We start from the raw sequence: 19,175 nt of genomic DNA on the forward strand, positions 1-19,175 counted from the left end.
ATTTTTTGAGACGCGCGTATCGTATTGGTATGAATGTCTCACGTCAACAACCCTTGGCTGGTGATGACGCCGATCAGCAAGGCAACCGGGTTGCCGAGCGTGGACCGCGTGCCCGCACCCGGCGGCTGATGCTGGAGACGGCGACGCGGCTGATGCAGGCTGGCGCGACGCCCTCGGTCAGCGAAGTCGCCGAGGCGGCGGAGGTTTCCCGGGCGACCGCCTATCGCTACTTTCCGAGCCAGGCAGCATTGGTGCAGGCCGTGGTCGACGAGGGGCTGGGGCCGATCCTCACCTGGAAATCCACCTCCACTGACCCCGAGCGCCGTGTCGCCGAACTGTTCGATACGGCCATGCCGCGCATCGAGGCGTTCGAGGCGACATTCAAGGCGGCGCTGAAACTGACGCTCGATCAGTGGGCGCGGCGCCAGGCCGGTACACTGGGCGGCGAACCGGCCTTCACACGCGGGCATCGCATCGAGTTGCTGAAGGACGCGATCGCGCCGCTCAAGGGCCAATTGCCGCCCAGAGACTTCAAGCGGCTGGCGCAGGCGCTGTCGCTGATCTTCGGTGTCGAAGTGCTGGTCGTGCTGAAAGATATCTGGGGGCTGGACAGCCGCGAAACGCGATCCGTGGCGCAATGGGCAGCTGGCGCCCTTGTGCGGGCGGCGGTGGCTGAGTCGATCGTCGCAACCGAGGTGGCGAAGCCAGCAAAGGTTGCGAAATAGCGCCAATCTGGTTCGACCAGATTGGCGTATCGATTGCCTATATTGAGCGGAGTGCGGATGCTTCGGCAACGCCTCTGTGTATCATTGAGTAGGAAAATCGTGCGAAAACAGACAGATATCGCTGGAATCCGATTGCGCTGACCAGCGCGAGCCGCCAAGAAAGAGCTTGACGTGCATGTAAAATTGGTAATACCAGATTAGAAAAGAAAAACGGATCGAAAGTGATGGCTGCGATCCATTTTCCGGCAGGGCGAGGAGGCCCGGAACCGGAAAGGTGCGATCTCGGGAGGAACTACCAGGGCCGGCCCCGTTGCCGGCTCGCTTGATACGGTAGAATGCGCACAAGGGAGGAAATCATTATGCGCAAGTTAGTGACCAGCGTGCTTGCTGGTATCGGATTAACGCTCGCCTGCGGAACGTCCGTCTACGCGCAGGAAAAATCACTCACCATCTTCTGGGCGGAATGGGACCCGGCCAACTACCTGCAGGAACTCGGCAACGAGTATGAGAAGGAAACCGGCGTCAAGATCACGGTGGAAACCACGCCGTGGTCGGACTTTCAGACCAAGGCCTTCACCGAGTTCAATGCCCATGGCGATGCCTATGATCTGGTCGTCGGCGACTCGCAGTGGCTTGGCGCCGGCTCGACCGGCGGCCACTATGTCGATCTGACCGACTTCTTCAAAAAGCATGATCTCGGCAATGTCATGGCGCCGGCGACGGTGAAATACTACGCCGAATATCCCGGCAACAGCGGCAAATACTGGGCCATCCCGCTCGAGGGCGATGCCGTCGGCTGGTCCTATCGCAAGGACTGGTTCGAGGACCCCAAGGAGAAGGAAGCCTTCAAGGCCAAGTACGGTTATGACCTCGACGTGCCGAAGGATTTCAAGGCGTTGCGCGACATCGCCGAGTTCTTCTACAGGCCCGACCAGAAACGATACGGCATCGCGATCTACACCGACAATTCCTATGACGCGATGGCGATGGGCTTCGAGAACGCACTGTTCTCCTACGGCGGCGAACTGGGTGACTACGCGACCTACAAGGTCGACGGCCACATCAATTCCGACAAGGCCGTAGCGGCACTCGACGCCTACAAGGAGCTCTACAAGTTCACCCCTCCGGGCTGGGCCAAGACCTTCTTCGTCGAAGACAACCAGGCGATCACCGAAAACCTGGCCGCGATGAGCATGAACTTCTTCGCGTTCTTCCCGTCGCTGATCAACCCGGCGTCGAACCCGAATGCCAAGAACACCGGCTTCTTCGCCAATCCGGCTGGCCCGGGCGGCGACCAGTTCGCCGCACTTGGCGGGCAAGGCATCTCCGTCATCTCCTACTCGCAGAAGCAGGAAGAGGCGATGAAGTTCCTGGAATGGTTCATCAAGGACGACACCCAGAAGAAGTGGGCGGCCCTTGGCGGTTACACCTGCAGCCAGGCCGTGCTGAAGTCGGCTGAATTCCAGAACGCCACGCCCTACAACAAGGCCTTCTACGAGACCATGTTCAAGGTGAAGGACTTCTGGGCGGTGCCTGAATATGCCGAACTGCTGCAGCAGCTAAACCAGCGTATCTATCCCTACATGATCGGCGGCAGTGGTACCGCCAAGGAAACGCTGGACGCATTGGCTGGCGACTGGAACGCGACCTTCAAGAAATACGGCCGCGTCCAATAATCGGATCATTTTCGCGGAGGGGGCGTTGGTGCCTCCTCCGTTTCTTTTTCTTGAACCGGGAGCAGGGTCTTGGCGACCACGATGATCACCACGCTGGATCGGTCCTCGCGTGCGGCCGCACGCGGCCTCAGCGACATGTCGATCCGCAACTTCTTCATCATTCCGACGATCCTGTTCCTGATCGTCTTCAACATCTTTCCGCTGATCTATTCGCTCGGCTATTCCTTCACCGATTTCCGTGCATCGACCAATGCCCCGGCGAACTTCGTCGGGCTGCAGAACTACCGCGAGCTGCTCAACGACCCGTTCGTGTGGAACAATTTCGCCATCACCGCCAAATACGTCATCGTCTCGGTCTCCGGCCAGTTGCTCGTCGGCTTCGGCGTGGCCATGCTGCTCAACCGGGAGATACCTCTCAAGGGCTTGATCACCACGCTGCTTCTGCTGCCGATGATGTTGTCGATGGCCGTCGTAGGGCTGTTCTGGAAGTTGCTCTATGATCCCTCCTGGGGCGTCATCAACTACTTCCTCGGGCTCGGCAATTTCGAGTGGCTGGCGGACCCCAAGATGGCGCTCTATGCCGTCGCACTGACCGACATCTGGATGTGGTCGCCCTTCGTCATGCTGTTGTCGCTGGCCGGTCTGTCGGCCGTGCCGAAGCATCTCTACGAGGCCGCCGCGATCGATCGAGCCGGGCCGTTCTACACCTTCTTCCGCATCACGCTGCCCTTGGTCGCACCGATCCTGATGATCGCGGTCATCTTCCGCACCATGGAGGCGTTCAAGACCTTCGATCTCGCCTACATCCTGACAAGCCAGCCGACGACCGAACTGATCTCGATCCGGCTCTACAAGATGGCGTTCCAGGAATGGCAGACGGGGCGCTCCTGCGCGCTCGCCTACATCGTGCTGATCATGGTGCTGGCCATCACCAACATCTATGTCAAATACCTCAACAAGGTGAAGGAGCGCTGAGATGGCTGCCGTCCGCACTTCTTCGGAAATCACCTTCAACCGCATCGCCATCGTCGTCGTTCTTTTGGTGACGCTCATCTTCCTGGCGCCGATCTACTGGATCGCCTCGACCGCTTTCAAACCACGCAACCTTGCCACCACCATCCCGCCGACGATCGTCTTCCAGCCGGAGATATCGCCCTTCGTGAAGCTGTTCACCAAGCGCTCGCAGCTGCGCTCGCCGCCAACGCCGGAGGAATATGCAGCGGCCCCGTGGTGGGAGCGTGTTGTCTTCGACGGTGGCGAAAAGATCGTTCGCGACGGCAAGGGCGAGGTGCAGTGGTCAGGCTATCCGAACCGCTTCATGAACTCGCTGATCATCGCCATCACCTCGACGGTGCTGGCGGTCGGGATGGGCACGTTCACCGCCTATGGCTTCTCCCGCTTCAAGGTGAAGGGGGAGGCGGACCTGCTCTTCTTCATCCTGTCGACGCGCATGCTGCCGCCGGTGGTGGTGGCGATCCCGATGTTCCTGATGTACCGGGCGGTCGGTCTCAACGATTCCCACGTCGGCCTGATCATCCTCTACACCGCTTTCAACCTGTCCTTCTCGGTCTGGCTGATGAAGGGTTTCATGGATGAAATCCCGAAGGAGTACGAGGAGGCGGCACTCGTCGATGGCTACACGCGCATGGAGGCCTTCTTCAAGATCGTGCTGCCCGAGGCAGCCACCGGCATCGCCGCTACCGCCGTGTTCTGCTTCATCACCGCCTGGAACGAATATGCCTTCGCGCTGATCATGACCAATCGCCGCGCCCAGACCGCGCCGCCGTTCATCCCGAGCCAGGTCGGCTCCGGCCTGCCGGACTGGACCGTGATTGCCGCAGGAACTTTTCTGTTCCTGCTGCCGGTCGCGATCTTCACCTTCCTGCTTCGCAATCATCTGCTGCGCGGCATGTCCTTCGGAGCAATCCGCAAATGAGTTTTCGCGCCATCAATCAGAAATATCTCGAGCCGGGGTCGCAGATACTCATGGTGCTTGGCATCGTGGCGCTCTGCCAGCCCTGGAACATGCTGCTGCACACCTACGGCCTGACCATCATCCTGATCGGCCTGATCGGCTTCAACATCACGTCGAAGATCGCGCCAGAGGAGAAGGCCGGCACTGGCCAGACGGGCGACGCGCGAAATCCAGGAGCGCAGCATTGACCCAGATCGAGCTTCGCGGCGTCCAGAAGTTTTTCGGCGCTGTCCAGGTCATCAAGGACCTCAATCTCAAGATCGCCGACAACGAGTTCATCGTGCTGCTCGGCCAGTCGGGCTGCGGCAAGACGACGACCTTGCGCGCCATCGCCGGACTTGAGACGATCGACGAGGGCGATATCCTCATCGACGGCAAGCCCATCCAGCACCTGAAGGCGGCCGACCGCGACATCGCCATGGTCTTCCAGTCGTTCTCGCTCTACCCGCATATGAGCGTCTACGAGAACATCGCCTTTCCGCTGCGCGCGACGCGCAAGAGCAAGGCCGAGATCGACCAGGAAGTGCGTTCGGTCGCTAAAACGCTGCAGATCAGCGACCTGCTCGACAAGAAGCCGTCAGCGCTTTCCGGTGGCGACATGCAGCGGGTGGCCATCGGCCGGGCGCTGGTGCGGCGGCCGAAGGCCATGCTGATGGACGAGCCGATCGGCGCGCTCGACGCCAAGCTGCGCGAGGAGATGCGGGCCGAGATCAAGCGCCTGCACATCAAGCAGGGTTCGACCACTATCTATGTCACGCACGACCAGATCGAGGCGATGAGCCTCGCCGACCGCATCGTCATCATGCACGAAGGCGTGCTGCAGCAGGTCGGCTCGCCGGACGAGGTCTATTCGCGCCCGGCCAATCTGTTCGTCGCGCAGTTCGTCGGCAGCCCGGTGATGAATGTCGCCGACGCGTTGGTTGCCGAGACCGCTGCTTCGGCTTCGGTGACGGTCGGTGGTGCGGCCGCCGGCTTCGAATTCCCGCGCGCGTTGCTGTCGAAGCTCAACGGTCATGCCGGCGGCCAACTGGCCCTCGGCATCCGTCCGGAAGGCGTCCTCATCCGCCACGATGCGGCCGAGGGGTTCCTGCCGGTCGAGACGCAGATCGTCGAGCCGCTTGGCTCTTTCGACATTGTCGATCTGAAGGTCGGCTCCAAGATGCTGCGGGCACGCACCAAGAGCGGCTTCGTTGGCGGGCCTGGCGAGAAGGTGTTTGCCCGGATCGATCCAGCCCAGGCGCATTTCTTCGATACAGTGAGCGGCAAGTCGCTTGAGGTGAGGCTCTGATGGCGCATATCCAGCTCAAGAACATCTCCAAGACATTCGGCAACCACACGGCGCTGACCGGGCTCGATCTCGATATCGCCGACGGCGAATTCTTCGTTCTGCTGGGCGAGACGGGCGCCGGCAAGACGACGACGCTACGGCTGGTCGCCGGGTTGGAGAAGCCGACCGAGGGTCAGGTCTTCATCGATGGCGTCGACGTTGCTGACTGGGGTGCGGCCGAGCGCGACGTGGCGCTGGTGCTGCAACAATATTCGCTCTATCCGCGCTATACGGTGCGGCAGAACCTCGAATTCCCGCTGAAGCCCAAGATCCGCCGGTTGCCTGATGCCGAGATCAAGGATCGCGTCGATCGTGTCGCGAGGACCCTGCGTATCGAGCATCTGCTCGAGCGCAAGACCGATCGGCTGTCCGGCGGCGAGATGCAGCGCGTCTCGATCGGCCGCGCCATCGTTCGCAAGCCGCGTGTGTTCCTGATGGACGAGCCCTTGTCGGCACTCGACGCCAAGTTGCGCGAGGCGCTGCGCACCGAACTGAAGAACCTGCAGATACAGCTCGGCGCCACGTTCCTGTTCGTCACGCATGACCAGATCGAGGCGATGTCGATGGGCGACAAGGTAGGCGTGCTCAACCATGGCCGCATCGTCCAGACCGGTACGCCGCATGAGATCTACAACAACCCGCGCGACACCTATGTGGCGAGCTTTGTCGGCTCACCGCCGATGAACCTCATAGACGGCAAGCTGGTGAATGGCCGCGCGGTGATGGCGCCGCTGAATTTCGAACTGCCGTTCGCTGGGGGAGCCAAGGCGAGTGGCGCGACCGATGGTCGCCCGCTCGTCTTCGGCGTCCGTCCTGAGGATGTCTATCTGGAGGGCGGCGCACCGGTTGAGGCACGGGTTCACGACGTCGAGAACCATGGCGTCGAGAAGATTCTGACGCTGCGGGTAGGTGACACCACGCTGCGTGCCACCGTGCCGGCGAGAACCGATGTCGCGATCGAGCAATCGGTGCGCTTTGCCTGGAACCCGGACAAGGTGGTGCTGTTCGACAAGGGCAGCGGCATCAACCTGCGGCACGCCGGGTAGGCGGTGCCGGTCTAATTGACCTTCCGGATTTCGCCGCGCACTTCGGCGCGAAGGTGGCTGGGTGCCGAGCCGATGACGCGCTTGAAGGCGCGGCTGAAGGCGGCGTCCGATTCATAGCCAAGGCGTGTGGCGACGACGGAAATCTTCATCCGGTCGCGAACCAGCCATTGCCTGGCCTGGTGCATCCTGACCTGCGTGACGTATTTCGCTGGCGTCTCGCCGACGATGGTGGCGAAGCGTTCGGCAAAACCCGAGCGCGAGGCGCCCATCATTTTGGCGAGGCTTTCCACCGTCCAGTCGTGATGGGGTTCGAGATGAATGGCGGCCAGCACGCGGCCGATCTCACGATCCCTGACCGCCGCGATCCATCCGGTGGAATCGCCGCAGCCACGCTCGACCCAGGAGCGGATGACGGTCGCTGCAAGCACATCGGCTAGCCGTGCAAGAATGCCGCCGGAGCCGACGCGTTCCATGGTGACTTCGCGCGCCATCGATTCAAGCAGGTGCGGGATGCCCGGTTCATAGGCTTCCAGCTCATGTGTGCGCATCACGTCGGGCATCATGCCGAGCAGCGGGTGCATCCCATCGATGTTGAAATACATGCTGGCACTGAACAGCAGCGTTCCTGGCTGGCAGTCGGTGTTGCACATCTCCGCGTTCGACGTGCAGAAGACATCCTTGCAGACTTCCTCGAGCTCGTAGCCATGGATCGGCCAGGTCCGCGCGCCAGGCTCGCTGGCAAGCACATGGGCAGTTCCTCGCGGCAAAAGCACCGCATCGCCCGCGTTAAGCTGCACCCATTCGCCGGACGGCTGCTTCAGCCAGCAGCCTTTGCGGCCAATGAAGTGAAACCGCGCGCCCGAGTGAGCCGGGAACTGGATGCCCCAGGGTTCCTTCATTTCGCAGCGGCCATACTCGACACCGTCGAGACGCAGGCCGCGCAAGATGTCGGTGAGAGGATCGCCAGTCACCGGAATTTTGGACGAATGGTCAAACATGATGGGGTTTCTAGCATGGAAACTCCAGGTGGTTACTTCCTATTTGTTGCACTGCAGCCAGATGTTGCACCGCAACAAAACCAGAGACTGACCCATGGCACGCCCCGTTCCGGTCAAGCATGTAACGGGTGGAGCCCCTGCCGGTCACTCTCTATCTGGCGCTGCTGAGGAACTGGAGACTGACCATGGCCGACCCCGCGACAGGCGTTATCGACGCCTCACTTCTAAACCCTGCGGATTCTGACGAACGTACCGATCCGGCATGGGGCGCCGTGATTTCTCTCGCGCTTGGCGTGTTCGGATTGGTGACCGCCGAATTTCTTCCGGCCAGCCTGCTGACGCCGATGGCGCGTGACCTCGGCGTCACCGAAGGCGTGGCCGGGCAGGCGGTGACGGCGACCGCGATCGTCGGCGCCATTGCCGCGCCGACCATGGCCATCATCACCAGGCGCATGGACCGCAGGCTGGTGATGTGGATGCTGACGGTGCTTTTGATCCTGTCCAACCTTCTGGCGGCGTTTGCATCGTCGCTTTCGGTTCTTCTGATTGCCCGAGTCGTGCTTGGCGTAGCACTCGGTGGCTTCTGGGCGATGTCTGCGGCCATGGCGCTGCGGCTAGTGCCTATGCGGCTGATGCCGCGCGCCATGTCGATCATCCTGACCGGCGTTTCGGTGGCGACCGTCTGCGCGGCGCCGATCGGCGCCTATGTTGGCGACGTCTGGGGATGGCGGACAGCGTTCATGATCGCCACTGTCGTCGGTGGCCTGGCGCTTCTGGCGCAGTTGGCGACCATCCCCAAACTGCCGCCCGTCGGCGTTGCGAGCTTCAGCACCTTGCTCGAAGTGCTGAAGCGGCCGATGATCAGGATTGCCTTGCTGGTCGTGCTGCTGGTTGCTTCCGGGCAATTCGCCGGCTTCACCTATGTCCGTCCTTTCCTTGAGAAAGTGCCGGTGCTGAACATTCAGACGATTTCTCTTGTTTTGCTGGGCTATGGCGTTGGCGGGTTCTTCGGCAATCTTGCCGGAGGCTTCCTGGCCGAACGCAGCCTCAAGACGGCTGTAGCCCTGGCGCCGCTGCTGATCGGACTGGCGGCGCTGTCGCTGCTGGTTCTGGGCGCGTCTCCATTGGCCTCGGCGGTTGCTGTCGCCGTCTGGGGCTTCGCCTTCGGCGCGGTGCCGGTCGGGCTGCAGACGTGGCTGGTGCGAGAAGCCCCTGATCAAGCCGAGAGCGCGGGTGGCCTGATGGTCGCGACCTTCCAGATGGCTATCGCGCTGGGTGCGGTGTTCGGCGGCTTGCTGGTCGACCACGCCGGCGTGGCCAGCGCCTTCGCCTATTGCAGCGCGGCGACATTGCTGGCGGCCGTGGTGGTCTTCCTGCTTGGCCCGAAGCGGGCGGATGCCTGAAATCAGACTGAGCGGCCGTCAAAGTCGAAGACTGGCATGATGGCCGGATCCAGATCGGCGACGCAGTGCAGGTTGATATAGGCACTGCGTTCGCCGCCTTCGCGGACATCCTCGGCAAATGGGTGAATGCCACAGGCGCGGCAGAAGCGGTGCGCGATGGCGTGGTTGCCGAACGTGTAGGTGCCGAGATCGTCGCCCCATGCCAGCACCTGCAGTGCCTCGTGCGGAATGGCGCATAGCAAGGCGCCCTTGCGCGCGCAGATAGAGCAATTGCACCGCACTGCCCCTGTCAGCTCGGCTTCAAACTCGAGCGCGATCTTGCCGCAGTGACAGCTGCCTTTGTACAGCATCAGCATCTTCCTATCGCTGGCAGGGTGCAAAGGCACGCTGGCCGGGTTATCCGTCTGGCAGGCCCAACCGGCTGCTTGCCTTAAAGACGTTGCATCCTGGCGGAGTCCGACATCGACATGCAATCCATCCGCGACCATCTCGAAATCATCCTGTCACGTCTTGCCAATCGTGCAGCCGACGAGAAGGTGTTCATGAAGCTCTATGCCGAGGCCGCGCGGGCCGCGGCTGATGCCAGCGACGCACGGCACAAGGCCGGCGTGACCCTCGGACCGCTCGACGGCGTCATTGTCTCCATCAAGGATCTGTTCGACGTTGCCGATGAGGCGACGACAGCCGGCTCGCTGATGCGCAAGACCGCCACGCCCGCCCTTGTCGACGCGACCATCGTTAGCCGGCTGCGGCAGGCAGGTGCGGTAATCCTCGGCAAGACCAACATGACCGAATTCGCTTTCACCGCGATCGGCGACAACATGCACTATGGCACGCCGGGCAATGCCATCGACGCAAGCCGCATTCCAGGCGGCTCGTCGTCGGGCGCTGGTGTTTCCGTGGGCGAGGGGACGAGCGAAATCTCCATCGGCTCGGATACCGGCGGTTCGGTGCGCATTCCGGCATCGCTCAACGGCGTTGTTGGTTTCAAGCCGACGGCACGGCGCGTGCCGCTCGCCGGCGCCTTCCCGCTGTCCGCCACGCTGGATTCAATCGGGCCGCTTGCCCGCACGGTCGCTCAATGTGCCCAGGCGGACGCTGTGATGGCCGGCGAAGCGCCGGCCGCGCTGGCGCCGATCGCTCTTTCAGGCCTTCGCATCGGCATTCCGCGCGGTGTTCTCTTCGGCGACACGGAGACCGAAGTCATGGCGGCGTTCGATCGCTGCCTTGGCAAGATCGGGCAGACAGGTGCTGATATCACGGACATATCGGTCGACGACTTGCTGGCCGAGATGCGCGCCGCGACCAAGCGCGGTTCGATCGCCGCGATGGAAGGCGGCGAAGTCCATGCCGACTGGCTGGCGACCGGAGCGCCGGTGCCGGTCGACCCGCACGTGAGCGGGCCTCTGTCGCGTGCAGAGGCAATACCGGCACCGGTCTATATCAGGGCAATGCGCCGGCGCGCAGCCCTGTGCCTGGCGATGGACGAGAGGCTGGCATCGGTCGACGTCCTGGCCTTGCCGACGACGCCGGTGACAGCGCCGACCATCGTTTCGATGGCTGAGGATGCCGAACTGCGCGACCGCACAGAGGGCCTGTTGCTGCGCAATACGCAGGTCGCCAATCAGTTCGATCTTTGCGCCATTTCGTTGCCGATGCCTTACATGATACTGCCGGCCGGGCTCATGCTGGTGGCGCGCCATGGCCATGACAGGCGTCTGCTGCGCATCGCGGCTTCAGTCGAAACGCTGCTTGACGCTTGATCGGGCATCGATTGAGGGCTAGCGCGACGAGCAGTGCTTGCGCTCGTTGTCCCTGGCAGTGCGCACGATACCGTTCGCGACCAACCACGGCAGATCATATTCCTTGCCTGTGATGGTCTGCGTGCGGCGCTCTATCGATCCCCTGACAACGATCTTTCCGGCGTAGAGCGCGTCCGAGAGATCCGTTATTGCCTTGTCGGCCTGCGGCAGCCGGCTGGCGTCGATCGACACACCCTTGATGATCTTGCCGGTGGCAAGGTCGAGCGCGCTGTTCGACGGACAAGGCGCCTTGAAGCAGCGCAGCCCATTGTCGCAATAGACATAGCTGCTCTCGGCCATGGCCAATGACGGCATGGCGCAGATCGAAGAGACAATGATCAGAAGGGCGAAGCGCTGCGTGAACATGGGTTCAGCGTCGTCGAGAAATGCGGCGAAACCGGGATTCTCGGACCAAACATCCTTGGGTCATGCGCTTGGGCGATATGCACTAAGCGCCGGCCGGGAACCGCCGCCGGTAGTGGTCGACCACTTCGGGATTGCGCAGGTTGACCGGCAATTTGTTGGCCAGCACGAGCAAGGCTTCGCCCGCCGCGCCGACGCCCATGCGCATCATCGATTCCTCGGTGATCCCGGCCATATGCGGGGTGATGATGACGTTGTCGAAGCTGAAATAGGGGTGGTTTTGCGGCAGCGGCTGCGTCGAAAACACATCGAGCGCCGCGCCGCCGATGCGGCGACTCCTGAGGGCCTCGATCAGCGCGTCGTCATCGATCACAGGCCCGCGCGAGACGTTGATCAGCAGCGCGTGCGGCTTCATGCGCGCGATGCGCTCGCGGTTGATCAGGTCGCGCGTTTCCGGCGTCAGCGGACAGCACAGCACGATAATGTCGCTCTGTTCAACCAGCGCGTCGATCGACAGGAAGCCGACGCGGTCCGGCGCGGGCCGCATGCTGCGCGTCGTCGCCACGACATTGAGGTCGAAGCCATGAGCCGCGATATGGCCAACCGCCTGACCGACGGCGCCAAGGCCGACAATGCCGATCGTCTTGCCGGCGAGTTCGGTGTTGGAATTGGCGTGTTCGCGCCCGGCTAGCCAGCCCTTGGCGCGCAGATCGCGATCGACGACGCGAAACTGCCGCAGCAAGGCGAGCGCGGTGAACATCACATGCTCGGCGACGGACCGCGCGTTGACCGCCGGCACGTTCGCAACCAGGACGCCTGCCGCCGTCGCGGCTTCCATCGGGATCATGTCGAGCCCGGCACCGTGGCGGATCGCCGCGCGCAGCCGCGTGGCGCCGTCGAAAAGTTGCGGCGGCAGATGCGCGCGCACGATGACGATGTCGGCGTTTTTGGCCTCGGCGGCCAGCGTGCCAGCGTCGATGGCGGAGGCGACAACGAGGTCGCCGGCCCCCGCCAGCATGGCGGAGGCGCGCGGATGCAAAGGGTGGGTCGACAGGATCCTGGGCATCTCAGGCCCGTTCGAGCGTTGGGCTCTGAGGCGCGGCCTCACGGTTCTCGATAATGCCTTTCCAGTAGCTCTCGGCGCCTTGCAGATGCGCGCTCATCAGCGCCTGGGCCAGATTGCCGTCGCGGCGCAGAAGCGCTTCGTAAATCTGGATATGCTCGGCATGCGAGCGCACGCTGCGCTCGGGTTCGTTGAAATAGATCGGCAGGCGCTGTGCGCCCATCATGTAGTAGACGCTGCAGACATTGTGGAAGACGCTGTTCTTGGTTGCCCGCACGATCTCGAGGTGAAATTCGCGGTCTTCCTTGGCAAGACCTTCACCGGCGGCGATGCGGTCTTCCGAGGCCTTTAGGATCTCGCGCAGCCGCTCGAAATTCTCCTCGGTGGCGCGCGAGCAGGCAAGTTCGGCCGCCTTGATCTCATGGATCTTGCGCAGTTCGACCGTTTCATAGATCTGGATCGGGTCGAGCGGCAGGCCGGCGCGGGCGAACAGCGCCATGGCCTCGACACTGGCCTGCTTGGTGTCGATGTAGATGCCGGACTTGGCGCGGCGCTCGACGATGCGCATGGCTTCGAGAATGGCCAGCGCTTCCCGGATCTGACCACGGCTGACGCCGAAATGCTCCGCCAGTTCACGTTCCGACGGCGTTCGGCCTGTCTCCTTGTCCGAATGGGAGAACAGGTAGGCAGCGAGTTCCGCGAGAAGGTTCTTTTCTTTCATCGTCAATTGCGTTGCGCGTGCGCCTCCAGGAACCGCTCTGAAATGGTGAATCCCAGACCCGGCTTTTCCGGAATCGCTATCATACCGTCTCTTGCTTCGACAGTCTCTTGCACGAGATCGTGAATCATCGGGTTGGCGCCAAGCGAATATTCAACGGTAAAACTCGATGGCGAGGCGGCGCAGACATGCAGCCCGGCAAAGAAGCAGGGCGCGCCAGCCCACAGATGCGGCGCAAAGCGCAGGTTGAAGGCGCTGGCGATGGTGCCGATCTTCATTGCCTCGCTGATGCCGCCGCAGAAGGCCGGATCGGGCTGGAAGATGTCGGCCGCTTTGAGCACGGCCAGATCGCGGAAGGCGTAGCGGGTCGCCTCGCTTTCGCCGGTGGCGATCGGTATCGAGCCGCTCGCCCGCACTTCGGCCATGCCGGGCTTGTCATCGGCGATGACCGGCTCCTCGAACCAGGCGAGGTCGAGGTCGCCGGCGAGACGGATGAAGCGCTTGGCCTCCGCGACCGTGTAGGTGCCATGGGCATCGACCATCAGTTCGACATCCGGGCCAAGTGCCTGCCTTGCGGCGCGCACGCGGGCGGCGGAGATGTGCGCGGCGCCGTCCATGGCGCCGATCCGCATCTTCAGCGCCTTGAAGCCGCCCTTGGCGATATAGGATTTCAACTGGTCGCCAATGGCATCGGAAGAAGCCCAGCCACCGGAGGCATAGGCCGGCATGCGGTCGAGCTTGCGGCCGCCGAGCAGCCGCCAGACCGGCACCCCAAGCGATTTGCCGAGAATATCCCACAGCGCGATGTCGACGGCGCTGATGGCGGCGACGCTCATGCCGCGCCGCGCCAGCTGCGGCATGGCATGGCCGGCACGCGCCGCACTTTCGTGGCGCACGCCGTTGTAAAGCATTTCCCAGATGACGCCGATATCGGCCGGGTCGCGGCCGATCAGTTGTGGGCCGACCTCGTGGTTCAGCATGTGGACGAGGGCGCCATAGTTGCCGGCGCTGCCGGCGGCGTTCTTGCCTTCGCCCCAGCCGACCAATCCGTCATCGGTCTCGATGCGCAGGATGGCGGCGTCAAAGGTCGTCACCTGACCGAAATCGCTGCGGTGTTGCTTGGCCGCTTCGATCGGCACGCGGACCCACCAGGCTTGGACCGTTTTGATGCGCATGTTGTTCCCCGGCCCCGCCGCCGTCATGGCGGAAGGGCTTACTCACAGGAAGGGTCGATTACTTGATCAGCGGCAGCAGCGTTTCGGCGTTGATGCGCATCTGGTCGGTGTAGAACTTTTCCGTCAGCACGCTGGATCCGTGATCCTGGATGAACTTCAGCTGTTCAGGTGAAATATCGACCGGATTGCGCTCGACCATTTCGGGATAGGGCGCTGCCGGCGTGCGGTCGACCGGGGCGACGAATTCGTTGGTCAGCGCGCCGTCGTAGCCAACCTCCCGCAGCGTGGCGATGATCTTCTTCCAGTCGATCTGGCCGAGACCGGCGGCGAAGCGGTTGTTGTCGGCGACGTGGAAGTCGAACAGGCGCTTTCCCACCTGCCGGATCGCGTCGTAGACGTTAAATTCTTCCATGTGGATGTGGTAGGCATCGAGGCAGACGCCGCATTCGGGGCTGACCGCGTCGGCCAGCGCCAGCGCTTGGGCGCCCCGGTTGAACAGATAGGTCTCGAAGCGATTCAGTGGTTCGACGGCGATCTTGACGCCAACCTTCTTGGCATGGGTGAAACATTCCCTGGTGGCGTCGACCACCCATTTCCATTCCTCTTCCTCGGTGCCGTCCGGAACCACTTTGCCCACGGTTGCGGGAACCAGCGTGATGATCTCGCCGTCGAGTTCACTGACCATGGTCAGCACATCCTTGACGTATTGCACCGAGCGCTCGCGCTGCCCTTGGTCCCGGGCCGCAAGATTGCGTTCGCCCAGCATCAGCGTTACCGCGCCCCAGCAGCGGATACCGTGTTCCTTCAGGAGCGCGCGCGTTTCCTTGGTCTTGTATTGTTCGGGCTCGCCGGAAATCTCGATCGACTCATAGCCGAATTTCTTGATGCGCTTGAGCGTCGTTTCCAACGGTTCCGCGCGCATCCAGTTGTGTGTCGAAAGATGCATGGTCTGTCCTTCCCAAATTCGCCAGTATGCTTCGCCTGCAACATGCACCGCCGGAAAGGCGACGCCGGGTTCCTCCCCAAGGCGTTCCAGCATTTTTTGCTAAACTGGTTCGACCAATTTGGCCTGAAGTGAGGTCTATCGCAAAATCTACAGGACGGCAAGGAGTACGAGGAAGCAGCTGAGTCTTTGGGGTATTTCATTGATTATATTGGAATATGTTGACTCCAGTTGGCGGCTGTAATGGGCAAAATGACGACTCCTTGATCTTGACCAAATCGGCATTTTTGGTAATACCAGATTGCGGAGTGAACAAGTGGTCCGCTGCGAAAAGACCAAAGTGGGCTGGCCCAACTTTCAACAGGCGCTATGCTCGCTCTTGCAAAGAAGGGGAGGATGCCGATGCCATCGACGATGAAGGGCCCTGCACTGTTTCTGGCGCAATTCGCGGGCGATGCCGCGCCATTCAATTCGCTGGCGTCGATCACCAAATGGGCGGCCGGGCTGGGCTACAAGGGCGTGCAGATTCCGACCTGGGATGCACGGCTTTTCGATCTGAAGAAAGCGGCGTCTTCCAAGGCCTATTGCGATGAGGTGAAAGGCATCTGCGCCGATGCCGGTGTCGAGATCACCGAACTGTCGACGCATCTTCAGGGGCAACTGGTGGCCGTGCACCCGGCCTATGACGCGCAGTTCGACGGCTTCGCGCCGCCTGCGGTGCATAACAATCCCAAGGCCCGGCAGAAATGGGCGGTCGAACAGATGAAGTTCGGCGCCAAGGCGTCGAAGAATCTCGGCCTCAAGGCTTCGGTGACCTTCTCCGGGGCGCTGGCCTTCCCTTATCTCTACCCGTGGCCGCAACGGCCCGCTGGTTTGATCGAGGAAGCATTTTCCGAACTCGGCAAGCGCTGGAAGCCGATCCTTGATGTCTATGAGGACAATGGCGTCGACGTCGGCTATGAGATCCATCCCGGCGAGGACGTGTTCGATGGTGCGACGTTCGAGATGTTCCTCGATGCGGTCGGCGGCCACAAGCGCTGCAACATCAACTACGATCCCTCGCACTTCCTGTTGCAGCAGCTCGACTATCTCGAATTCATCGACATCTACCACGAGCGCATCAAGGCGTTTCACGTCAAGGATGCCGAGTTCAATCCGACTGGCCGGCAAGGCGTCTATTCCGGCTATCAAAGCTGGACCAACCGCGCCGGCCGCTTCCGCTCCCTCGGTGATGGGCAGGTCGATTTCGGCGGCATCTTCTCCAAGCTTACCCAATATGGCTACGACAGCTGGGCGGTGCTGGAATGGGAATGCTGCCTGAAGCATCCCGAAGACGGTGCCGCCGAGGGCGCGCCCTTCATTCAGCACCACATCATCCGGGTAACGGAAAAGGCATTCGACGACTTCGCCGGCGGCGCCACCGACAAGAAGGTGTTGCGGGCGATGATGGGAATCTGAGGCGGCTTTCCCTCCTCTTCAAGGGAGGGGTGGCCCGAAGAGCTGGGTAGGGTCGGTTCATGCCGATCTCCACGCCCAGCGACCCCACCCGATCCGCTGCGCGGATCGACCTCCCCTCAAGGGGAGGTGAACAAAACGAAGGAGAAAACATGGTCGGCGCATCGAAGGCGGAAGCGGGAGGCGGCCCGATCCGCTACGGCATGGTTGGCGGCGGGCAAGGCGCCTTCATCGGTGCGGTGCACCGGATCGCGGCGCGGATGGACAACGACTTTGTGCTGGTCGCCGGCGCGCTGTCATCCGACCCGGCGCGCGCCAAGGCATCGGCCGCCGAGCTCGGGCTCGACCCGGACCGCAGCTATGCCTCCTACGCCGAGATGGCCAAGGCCGAGGCGAAGCGGCCGGACGGAATCGAGGCCGTCGCCATCGTCACCCCCAACAATGTCCACGTGCCGGCGGCAAAGGCTTTCCTTGAGGCCGGCATCCACGTCATTTGCGACAAGCCGCTGGCAACGACCCTGGCAGAGGCGAAGAAACTGGCTTCCGTGGTCGAGAAGACCGGCAAGGTGTTCGTGCTCACCCACAACTACACCGCCTATCCGATGATCCGCCAGGCGCGTGAGATGGTCGCCAAGGGTACGCTCGGCGACATCCGCATCGTGCAATCCGAGTACCCGCAGGACTGGCTGACCGAGGACCTTGCCGCCACCGGCCAGAAGCAGGCATCGTGGCGTGCCGACCCAAAGCAGGCCGGTGCTGGCGGCGCGCTGGGCGACATCGGCACTCATGCCTACAATCTGGCGCGCTTCGTCTCCGGGCTGGAGCTGGATTCCCTGTCAGCCGATCTCGACGCCTTCGTGCCGGGCCGGTTGCTGGACGACAACGTCAACGTCATGCTGCGCTTCAAGCCGGCCGGCAACACGCATCCGGCAAAAGGCATGATCTGGGCAAGCCAGGTGGCGCCAGGCCACGAGAACGGGCTGAAGCTGCGCATCTACGGTTCGAAGGGCGGGCTGGAGTGGGTGCAAGCTGATCCGAACTATCTCTGGTACACGCCGTTCGGCCAGCCGAAGCAGTTGATTACCCGCAATGGCGCAGGCTCGCTGCCGGCCGCTGGCCGTGTCAGCCGCGTGCCGCCGGGCCACCCCGAGGGCTATCTCGAAGGCTTTGCCAACATCTACCAGGAGGCTGCCCGCGCCATCCGCGCGGCGCGCCGCAAGGGCGGCAAGCCGGCCAAGGACGTTATGTTCCCGACCATTCATGACGGCGTCGAAGGCATGGCCTTTATCGAAGCCTGCGTGAAGTCGTCGAAGAAAAACGGGGCGTGGACGAAGCTGTAGTTGCGGCGCCTGGCTGAGGGAGTGCCCCCTCACCCGGATTGCCGACCGAATTGCGAAGAGCAATTCGGGGCAGTCCGACCTCTCCCCGAGGGGAGAGGAGAGGAGAGGAGATCGCTGGCGTCGGCGTCTGCCTCTTCTCCCCACGGGGGAGAAGGTGGCCGCGATGCGGCCGGATGAGTGGGCCTATAGCGAAACCGGCGAAGGGGCCGGGGAATTTAAAGTGGGGAGAGGGCGTCGATGAAAATCGGCATGTGCATGTTCTTGTGGACGACGGCTGTGTCGAAGAAACACGAGCCTTTGCTCCGTGACATCAAGGCGACGGGCTTCGATGGTGTCGAGATACCGATCTTCGTCGGCACGCCCGATGATTACGGGAAACTGGGCGAGTTGCTGGATCGCATTGGACTGGAGCGCACCGCTGTCTCGGCCATGGGCGATCCGGCGATGAACCTGATTTCGGCTGATGCAGCGACACGCAAGGCCGGGGTCGACTACATGAAGTGGGCAATCGACTGCGCCGATGCGCTTGGTGCGCGAACACTGAGCGGTCCGCTGCATTCGACACTGGGCGCCTTCTCCGGCACGGGGCCGACGGCGGCGGAAAAGAAGCGCTCGGTTTCCTCGCAGCGCGCCATCGGCGACCATGCCGGCAAGAAGGACGTCACCATCGGGCTGGAGGCGCTCAACCGCTTCGAATGCTATCTCGTCAACACGATGGCTGACCTGTCGGAGCATATCGACGCCATCGACCGGCCGCATATCAGGGCGATGTACGACACGTTTCACGCCAATATCGAGGAGGCCGATCCGATCGGCGCCTATACGAAGCATCGCGACAATGTGGTGCATATCCATATCTCGGAGAATGATCGCGGCGTGCCGGGGCGCGGTAACCTTCCGTGGAAGGAGACCTTCTCCGCCATCCGCAAGAGCGGCTATGACGACTGGCTGACGATCGAGGCCTTTGGGCGTTCACTCAAGGACCTGGCGGCGGCAACCAAGGTTTGGCGTGATTTTTCGGAGACGCCTGAGGCGGTTTATCGCGACGGGTACAAGCATATCAGGAACGGGTGGAGGAGAGCGGCATAGTCTCGAGCCTTCGTCATCCACGGGCGGCGCGGGAGCGAAGCGGACGCGCAGACCCGAGGATCCATGCCGCGACCTCT

At 62.4% G+C, this 19,175-nt stretch carries 19 protein-coding genes; 12 read left to right on the plus strand and 7 right to left on the minus strand.

From position 1 onward, the window contains the following. Positions 1 to 29 precede the first annotated feature (29 nt). The 7 genes from GA829_RS09365 to GA829_RS09395 all read left to right on the plus strand — a co-directional run bounded on the left by GA829_RS09365 (position 30) and on the right by GA829_RS09395 (position 6,749). Positions 30 to 725, plus strand: coding sequence for a TetR/AcrR family transcriptional regulator (locus tag GA829_RS09365; protein ID WP_195178220.1), 696 nt, complete (start codon positions 30 to 32; stop codon positions 723 to 725). Positions 726 to 1,084: 359 nt separating this feature from the next. Next, positions 1,085 to 2,401, plus strand: coding sequence for an ABC transporter substrate-binding protein (locus GA829_RS09370; protein ID WP_195178221.1), 1,317 nt, complete (start codon positions 1,085 to 1,087; stop codon positions 2,399 to 2,401). A gap of 69 nt (positions 2,402 to 2,470) precedes the next feature. After that, on the plus strand, positions 2,471 to 3,376 hold the full coding sequence (locus tag GA829_RS09375) for a carbohydrate ABC transporter permease (protein ID WP_195178222.1): 906 nt from the start codon (positions 2,471 to 2,473) through the stop codon (positions 3,374 to 3,376). Between the two features lies 1 nt (position 3,377). Continuing rightward, positions 3,378 to 4,337 carry a carbohydrate ABC transporter permease gene (locus GA829_RS09380; RefSeq protein WP_195178223.1) on the plus strand — a complete coding sequence of 320 codons (960 nt, stop codon included), beginning with the start codon at positions 3,378 to 3,380 and terminating at the stop codon, positions 4,335 to 4,337. Continuing rightward, positions 4,334 to 4,564 carry a hypothetical protein gene (locus GA829_RS09385; protein ID WP_195178224.1) on the plus strand — a complete coding sequence of 77 codons (231 nt, stop codon included), beginning with the start codon at positions 4,334 to 4,336 and terminating at the stop codon, positions 4,562 to 4,564. Before GA829_RS09380 ends, GA829_RS09385 begins: the two co-directional genes overlap by 4 nt. Continuing rightward, positions 4,561 to 5,664: an ABC transporter ATP-binding protein gene (locus GA829_RS09390; RefSeq protein WP_195178225.1), complete on the plus strand. Its 1,104-nt coding sequence runs from the start codon at positions 4,561 to 4,563 to the stop codon at positions 5,662 to 5,664. Before GA829_RS09385 ends, GA829_RS09390 begins: the two co-directional genes overlap by 4 nt. Then, complete coding sequence (locus GA829_RS09395; protein ID WP_195178226.1) at positions 5,664 to 6,749, plus strand: ABC transporter ATP-binding protein; 1,086 nt, start codon at positions 5,664 to 5,666, stop codon at positions 6,747 to 6,749. The genes GA829_RS09390 and GA829_RS09395 overlap by 1 nt, the downstream gene beginning before the upstream one ends. 11 nt (positions 6,750 to 6,760) lie before the next feature. Here the strand turns inward: GA829_RS09395 and GA829_RS09400 are convergent, their stop codons facing one another. Next, the gene (locus tag GA829_RS09400) at positions 6,761 to 7,747 is read right to left on the minus strand and encodes an AraC family transcriptional regulator (RefSeq protein WP_195178227.1); all 987 of its coding nucleotides are present in this window, start codon (positions 7,745 to 7,747) and stop codon (positions 6,761 to 6,763) included. Positions 7,748 to 7,932: 185 nt separating this feature from the next. On the opposite strand from GA829_RS09400, the gene GA829_RS09405 reads away from it, so the two are divergent. Further along, the gene (locus tag GA829_RS09405; protein WP_195178228.1) at positions 7,933 to 9,150 is read left to right on the plus strand and encodes an MFS transporter; all 1,218 of its coding nucleotides are present in this window, start codon (positions 7,933 to 7,935) and stop codon (positions 9,148 to 9,150) included. A 2-nt stretch (positions 9,151 to 9,152) separates the two neighbouring features. On the opposite strand, the gene GA829_RS09410 is transcribed toward GA829_RS09405, so the two are convergent. Further along, on the minus strand, positions 9,153 to 9,500 hold the full coding sequence (locus GA829_RS09410; protein ID WP_195179583.1) for a GFA family protein: 348 nt from the start codon (positions 9,498 to 9,500) through the stop codon (positions 9,153 to 9,155). 117 nt (positions 9,501 to 9,617) lie between these two features. Between GA829_RS09410 and GA829_RS09415 the strand changes: the two genes are divergently transcribed. Next, positions 9,618 to 10,913, plus strand: a complete 1,296-nt coding sequence (locus GA829_RS09415; protein ID WP_195178229.1) for an amidase — start codon at positions 9,618 to 9,620, stop codon at positions 10,911 to 10,913. Positions 10,914 to 10,931: 18 nt separating this feature from the next. Here the strand turns inward: GA829_RS09415 and GA829_RS09420 are convergent, their stop codons facing one another. The 5 genes from GA829_RS09420 to GA829_RS09440 all read right to left on the minus strand — a co-directional run bounded on the left by GA829_RS09420 (position 10,932) and on the right by GA829_RS09440 (position 15,217). Continuing rightward, a complete protein-coding gene (locus GA829_RS09420; protein WP_195178230.1) occupies positions 10,932 to 11,318 on the minus strand; it encodes a hypothetical protein in 387 nt (128 codons plus the stop codon). Between the two features lie 82 nt (positions 11,319 to 11,400). Then, positions 11,401 to 12,381: a hydroxyacid dehydrogenase gene (locus GA829_RS09425; protein WP_195178231.1), complete on the minus strand. Its 981-nt coding sequence runs from the start codon at positions 12,379 to 12,381 to the stop codon at positions 11,401 to 11,403. A 1-nt stretch (position 12,382) separates the two neighbouring features. Then, on the minus strand, positions 12,383 to 13,099 hold the full coding sequence (locus GA829_RS09430; RefSeq protein WP_195178232.1) for a FadR/GntR family transcriptional regulator: 717 nt from the start codon (positions 13,097 to 13,099) through the stop codon (positions 12,383 to 12,385). A 2-nt stretch (positions 13,100 to 13,101) separates the two neighbouring features. Then, on the minus strand, positions 13,102 to 14,271 hold the full coding sequence (locus GA829_RS09435; RefSeq protein WP_195178233.1) for a mandelate racemase/muconate lactonizing enzyme family protein: 1,170 nt from the start codon (positions 14,269 to 14,271) through the stop codon (positions 13,102 to 13,104). Between the two features lie 58 nt (positions 14,272 to 14,329). Beyond that, positions 14,330 to 15,217 (minus strand): sugar phosphate isomerase/epimerase family protein, encoded by an 888-nt coding sequence (locus tag GA829_RS09440; RefSeq protein ID WP_195178234.1) that lies wholly within the window; start codon positions 15,215 to 15,217, stop codon positions 14,330 to 14,332. Positions 15,218 to 15,616: 399 nt separating this feature from the next. Between GA829_RS09440 and GA829_RS09445 the strand changes: the two genes are divergently transcribed. From GA829_RS09445 to GA829_RS09455, 3 genes are all read left to right on the plus strand, one after another. Then, on the plus strand, positions 15,617 to 16,672 hold the full coding sequence (locus GA829_RS09445; RefSeq protein ID WP_195178235.1) for a sugar phosphate isomerase/epimerase family protein: 1,056 nt from the start codon (positions 15,617 to 15,619) through the stop codon (positions 16,670 to 16,672). A 149-nt stretch (positions 16,673 to 16,821) separates the two neighbouring features. Next, positions 16,822 to 18,009 (plus strand): Gfo/Idh/MocA family protein, encoded by a 1,188-nt coding sequence (locus GA829_RS09450; RefSeq protein WP_195178236.1) that lies wholly within the window; start codon positions 16,822 to 16,824, stop codon positions 18,007 to 18,009. A 237-nt stretch (positions 18,010 to 18,246) separates the two neighbouring features. After that, on the plus strand, positions 18,247 to 19,098 hold the full coding sequence (locus GA829_RS09455) for a sugar phosphate isomerase/epimerase family protein (RefSeq protein ID WP_195178237.1): 852 nt from the start codon (positions 18,247 to 18,249) through the stop codon (positions 19,096 to 19,098). Positions 19,099 to 19,175 lie beyond the last annotated feature (77 nt).

The organism is Mesorhizobium sp. INR15 (assembly GCF_015500075.1).
In the GTDB taxonomy this organism is placed as follows: domain Bacteria; phylum Pseudomonadota; class Alphaproteobacteria; order Rhizobiales; family Rhizobiaceae; genus Mesorhizobium.